The sequence below is a fragment of the Pseudomonas borbori genome (assembly GCF_900115555.1).
In the GTDB taxonomy this organism is placed as follows: Bacteria; Pseudomonadota; Gammaproteobacteria; order Pseudomonadales; family Pseudomonadaceae; genus Aquipseudomonas; species Aquipseudomonas borbori.
This window is the reverse complement of record NZ_FOWX01000085.1, coordinates 1-2630: the sequence shown is the minus strand read 5'-3', so window position 1 is coordinate 2630 and position 2630 is coordinate 1. Positions and strand designations below refer to the sequence as shown.

At 66.1% G+C, this 2630-nt stretch carries 2 protein-coding genes; both read left to right on the top strand.

Annotation, left to right across the window (positions count from 1 at the left end):
* Positions 1-205 precede the first annotated feature (205 nt).
* Positions 206-1726, top strand: a complete 1521-nt coding sequence (gene istA / locus BM315_RS24045; protein ID WP_141124039.1) for an IS21 family transposase — start codon at positions 206-208, stop codon at positions 1724-1726.
* Between the two features lie 20 nt (positions 1727-1746).
* Complete coding sequence (gene istB / locus BM315_RS24040) at positions 1747-2502, top strand: IS21-like element helper ATPase IstB (RefSeq protein WP_090506207.1); 756 nt, start codon at positions 1747-1749, stop codon at positions 2500-2502.
* Positions 2503-2630: the final 128 nt, after the last annotated feature.

Genomic DNA, 2630 nt, shown 5'->3' with positions numbered 1-2630 from the left:
TGCGGATTCCGCGGTCATCCGGCCACTCATTCCATGAGCATCCGGCCACCGATTCCACGCTGATCCGGCCACCCGTTCCACGCGCATCCGGCCACTGATTCCACGGCCATCCGGCCACCCTCTCGGGCAGGCAGCGACGCAGGATTTCTCACACTACCATCGGCCTCTTTTTCGAAGCAGAGAGGTCGTCGTGGAGCGTTTATCCATGCGTAAGATTCGAGAGGTGCTACGCCTCAAGTTCGAGGCGGGGCTGTCTGCCCGGCAGATCGCGGCCAGCGTGCAGGTTGGCCGCGCCACCATTGGCGACTATCTGTCGCGCTGCAAGGCTGCCGGGCTGTCCTGGCCATTGCCATCCAGCCTGTCGGATGCCGAGTTGGAACGACGGCTGTTCCCGGCGCTGCCCACGGTGCCCAGCGAGCAGCGACCATTGCCCGACTGGCCGGCGATCCAAGCCGAGCTGCGCCGTCCGGGCGTGACCCTGGCGTTGCTCTGGCAGGAGTACCGACTGGCGCACCCGCAGGGCTATCAGTACAGCTGGTTCTGCGACCACTACCGCGCCTGGCAGGGACGGCTGGATGTGGTGATGCGCCAGGAGCACCGCGCCGGCGAGAAGCTGTTCGTCGACTACGCCGGGCAGACGGTGCCGGTGATCGACCGTCACAGCGGCGAGATCCGCCAGGCGCAGGTGTTCGTCGCGGTGCTCGGTGCCTCCAGCTACACCTTCGCCGAGGCTACCTGGTCGCAGCAGCTGCCGGACTGGCTGAGCTCGCACGCCCGCTGCTTCGCCTTCCTCGACGGGGTCACGGAGATCGTGGTGCCGGACAACCTGCGCAGTGCGGTGAGCAAAGCGCATCGCTACGAGCCGGACATCAACCCCAGCTACCGCGACCTGGCCGAACATTACGGCGTGGCGGTGGTGCCGGCGCGGGCCCGTAAACCGCGCGACAAGGCCAAGGCTGAGGTCGGCGTGCAGGTGGTCGAGCGCTGGATCCTCGCCGCCTTGAGGAATCGCCAGTTCTTCTCTCTGGACGAGCTCAACCGCGCCATCGCCGTGCTGCTCGAGCGGCTCAACGCCCGACCGTTCAAGAAGCTGCCGGGCTCGCGGCAATCGGCCTTCGACACCCTGGATCGGCCGGCCCTGCGCCCCCTGCCGGAGCAGCCCTATGTCTATGCCGAGTGGAAGAAGGCGCGGGCGCATATTGACTACCACGTTGAGGTCGACGGGCATTACTACTCGGTGCCCTACCAGTTGGTGAAGAAGCAACTGGAGGTGCGCCTGACGGCGCGCACCGTCGAGTGCTTCCACGCCAACCAGCGGGTCGCCAGCCACCTGCGCTCAATGCACAAGGGCCGTCACAGCACGCTGACCGAGCACATGCCCAAGAGCCATCGCGAACATGCCGAGTGGACGCCGCAACGGCTGATCCACTGGGCCGAGAAAACCGGGCCGAACACCGCCGGGGTGATCCAGGACATCCTTGAGCGCCGCGTCCATCCGCAGCATGGCTACCGCGCCTGCCTGGGCATCCTGCGTCTGGGCAAGAACTATGGCGAAGAGCGTCTGGAGGCCGCCTGCCAGCGCGCCCTCAGCCTCGGCGCGTGCAGCTACAAGAGCCTCGAATCGATCCTGCGCCAGGGCCTCGAACGGCTGCCACTGGCCCAAGCCAACCTGCCGCTACTGCCGGACGAGCACGCCAACCTGCGCGGCCCTGGCTACTACCACTGACCTGAAAAAGGAGCACCAAAATGCTGCCCAACCCGACACTCGACAAGCTACAAACCCTGCGCCTGCACGGCATGATCAAGGCGCTTGGCGAACAACACGCAACGCCTGACATCAACGATCTTAGCTTCGACGAACGCCTCGGTCTGATGGTCGACCGCGAGCTGACCGAACGCGACGACAAGCGCCTGAGCAGTCGCCTGCGCCAGGCCCGGCTCAAGCACAGCGCCTGCCTCGAAGACATCGACTACCGCGCCCCGCGCGGGCTGGACAAGGCGCTGATCCTGCAACTGAGCAGCGGCCAGTGGCTGCGCGACGGGCTCAACCTGATCATCAACGGCCCGACCGGCGTCGGTAAAACTTGGCTGGCCTGCGCCCTGGCGCACCAGGCCTGCCGGGACGGCTACAGCGTGCGCTACCTGCGCCTGCCGCGGCTGCTGGAAGAGCTGGGCCTGGCCCACGGCGACGGGCGCTTCGCCAAGCTGATGAGCGCCTATGCCAAGACCGACCTACTAATCCTCGACGACTGGGGCTTGGCGCCGTTCACCGCCGAACAACGGCGGGACATGCTGGAGCTACTGGACGACCGCTACGGCCAGCGCTCGACCCTGGTGACCAGCCAGATGCCGGTGGACAACTGGCACGAACTGATCGGCGACCCGACCCTGGCCGACGCCATCCTCGACCGTCTGGTGCACAACGCTTATCGAATCAACCTCAAGGGCGAATCGATGCGCAAGCGGACGAAGAAATTGACGGCGCCGGGCGCCTCAGACTAACAATGCAAAACCTGCGTCGCTGCGCTCCGACTGCCCGGCCGGATGGCCGTGGAACAGATGGCCGGATGTGCGTGGAATGCCCGGCCGGATAAGCGTGGACTGGGTGGCCGGATGGCGTGGAATCCGCA